The 2,500-nt window shown below is 51.4% G+C and carries 2 tRNA genes and 2 rRNA genes (1 of these 4 cut by a window edge); all 4 read left to right on the forward strand.

The window, feature by feature from the left end:
- Nucleotides 1-72 precede the first annotated feature (72 nt).
- Nucleotides 73-1,601, forward strand: a 16S ribosomal RNA gene (locus tag ACKWB9_RS15580).
- Nucleotides 1,602-1,736: 135 nt separating this feature from the next.
- Nucleotides 1,737-1,810 (forward strand) — tRNA-Ile (locus ACKWB9_RS15585).
- Nucleotides 1,811-1,983: 173 nt separating this feature from the next.
- Nucleotides 1,984-2,057: transfer RNA gene (locus ACKWB9_RS15590), tRNA-Ala, on the forward strand.
- A gap of 244 nt (nucleotides 2,058-2,301) precedes the next feature.
- Nucleotides 2,302-2,500: ribosomal RNA gene (locus tag ACKWB9_RS15595) — 23S ribosomal RNA — on the forward strand (it continues 2,630 nt past the right edge of the window).
- The 16S and 23S rRNA genes sit together here with 2 tRNA genes alongside, the layout of an rRNA operon.

The following is a 2,500-nucleotide window of genomic DNA, read 5'->3' on the forward strand; positions in this document are numbered from 1 at the left end:
AAAAGGATTTGAATCGAGATTACGGGCCCGGGGATATTTTTTGGTCGTTTGCTTAATAGTATATATAGTATAACGATGAAGAGTTTGATCCTGGCTCAGGATGAACGCTAGCGGCAGGCCTAACACATGCAAGTCGAGGGGCAGCATATCCAGCTTGCTGGATGATGGCGACCGGCGCACGGGTGCGCACCGCGTATGGAACCTGCCCTGTACAGGGGAATAGCCCAGGGAAACTTGGATTAATGCCCCGTGGCACCCTTTGGCAGCATTGCCTTGGGGTTAAAGGCTTCGGCCGGTACAGGATGGCCATGCGTCCCATTAGCTAGATGGTAGGGTAACGGCCTACCATGGCCGCGATGGGTAGGGGCCCTGAGAGGGGGATCCCCCACACTGGTACTGAGACACGGACCAGACTCCTACGGGAGGCAGCAGTGAGGAATATTGGACAATGGGCGGAGGCCTGATCCAGCCATGCCGCGTGCAGGAAGAATGCCCTATGGGTAGTAAACTGCTTTTATACGGGAAGAAATAGGGCTACGCGTAGCCCGTTGACGGTACCGTAAGAATAAGGACCGGCTAACTCCGTGCCAGCAGCCGCGGTAATACGGAGGGTCCGAGCGTTATCCGGAATTATTGGGTTTAAAGGGTCCGTAGGCGGGCCGGTAAGTCAGTGGTGAAAGTCTGCAGCTCAACTGTAGAACTGCCTTTGATACTGCCGGTCTTGAGTTATGGTGAAGCTGCCGGAATATGTAGTGTAGCGGTGAAATGCATAGATATTACATAGAACACCGATTGCGAAGGCAGGTGGCTAACCATATACTGACGCTGATGGACGAAAGCGTGGGGAGCGAACAGGATTAGATACCCTGGTAGTCCACGCCGTAAACGATGGATACTAGCTGTCCGGTACCTTGAGTACTGGGCGGCCAAGCGAAAGTGATAAGTATCCCACCTGGGGAGTACGTTCGCAAGAATGAAACTCAAAGGAATTGACGGGGGCCCGCACAAGCGGTGGAGCATGTGGTTTAATTCGATGATACGCGAGGAACCTTACCAGGGCTTAAATGCATAATGACAGGGGTGGAGACACCTTTTCCTTCGGGCATTCTGCAAGGTGCTGCATGGTTGTCGTCAGCTCGTGCCGTGAGGTGTCAGGTTAAGTCCTATAACGAGCGCAACCCCTACCGTTAGTTGCCAGCATGTAAAGATGGGGACTCTAACGGGACTGCCGGTGCAAACCGTGAGGAAGGTGGGGACGACGTCAAATCATCACGGCCCTTACGTCCTGGGCCACACACGTGCTACAATGGCCGGTACAGAGAGCAGCCACGGCGCAAGCCGGAGCGAATCTACAAAACCGGTCACAGTTCGGATCGGGGTCTGCAACTCGACCCCGTGAAGCTGGAATCGCTAGTAATCGGATATCAGCCATGATCCGGTGAATACGTTCCCGGGCCTTGTACACACCGCCCGTCAAGCCATGGAAGCCGGGAGTGCCTGAAGTCCGTCACCGCAAGGAGCGGCCTAGGGCAAGATCGGTAACTAGGGCTAAGTCGTAACAAGGTAGCCGTACCGGAAGGTGCGGCTGGAACACCTCCTTTCTAGAGAATGCGGCTATTAAAGAGATCCGGTCCCGTATGACCGATTTGATTTTAAGGATTCAAAGAACGATACAGTAACGATGTCTCTACTATAATGATATATAAAGGAACGGTGCCCGTAGTGGCATCCGGGACAGTCCCGTAGCTCAGCTGGTTAGAGCGCTACACTGATAATGTAGAGGTCGGCAGTTCGAGTCTGCCCGGGACTACGGCCCAAGGCTGGTCCGTTATCGAGCATTTATGTTCGTTGCCGAACCGGTTTTTGGATACGTTCATAGATTGAAATATTGAAGGAAATTTTAGGAGTTGGGTATCCCAAGTTGACGTATAGGTCATCGATTAACCGATAAGGTGTTGACTGATAGCCGATAACTGAAAAAACGGGGGATTAGCTCAGCTGGCTAGAGCGCCTGCCTTGCACGCAGGAGGTCATCGGTTCGACTCCGATATTCTCCACGGGTCGATAAGCGACGGCCGATTTACGATCGACAATGTTTTTGATCGTTGGCGGCCGATTGTTTGTCGAGAAAAGTTCATTGACATATTGGGACAGTTATGTACTGTTTTTTTTATAATAATTATTATTGTTATAAAGGAACGGTATAGATACTGAATTTAAGTTTTATTGTTAGAAATAGGACACGAATTTTTTAAGTAAAGAGTATAGAGTATTATCGATACGGAAGATTTTGAAGGTTTGGCGACAAGCTGGAAAAGGGCGTATGGGGAATGCCTAGGCTCTCAGAGGCGAAGAAGGACGTGATAAGCTGCGAAAAGCCATGGGGATCGGCACACACGATATGATCCATGGATATCCGAATGGGGCAACCCGGCATGCCGAAGGCATGTCACCCAGCAATGGGGGCGAACCCGGTGAACTGAAACATCTAAGTAGCCGG

The sequence above is a fragment of the Maribacter spongiae genome (assembly GCF_047345125.1).
In the GTDB taxonomy this organism is placed as follows: Bacteria; Bacteroidota; Bacteroidia; order Flavobacteriales; family Flavobacteriaceae; genus Maribacter.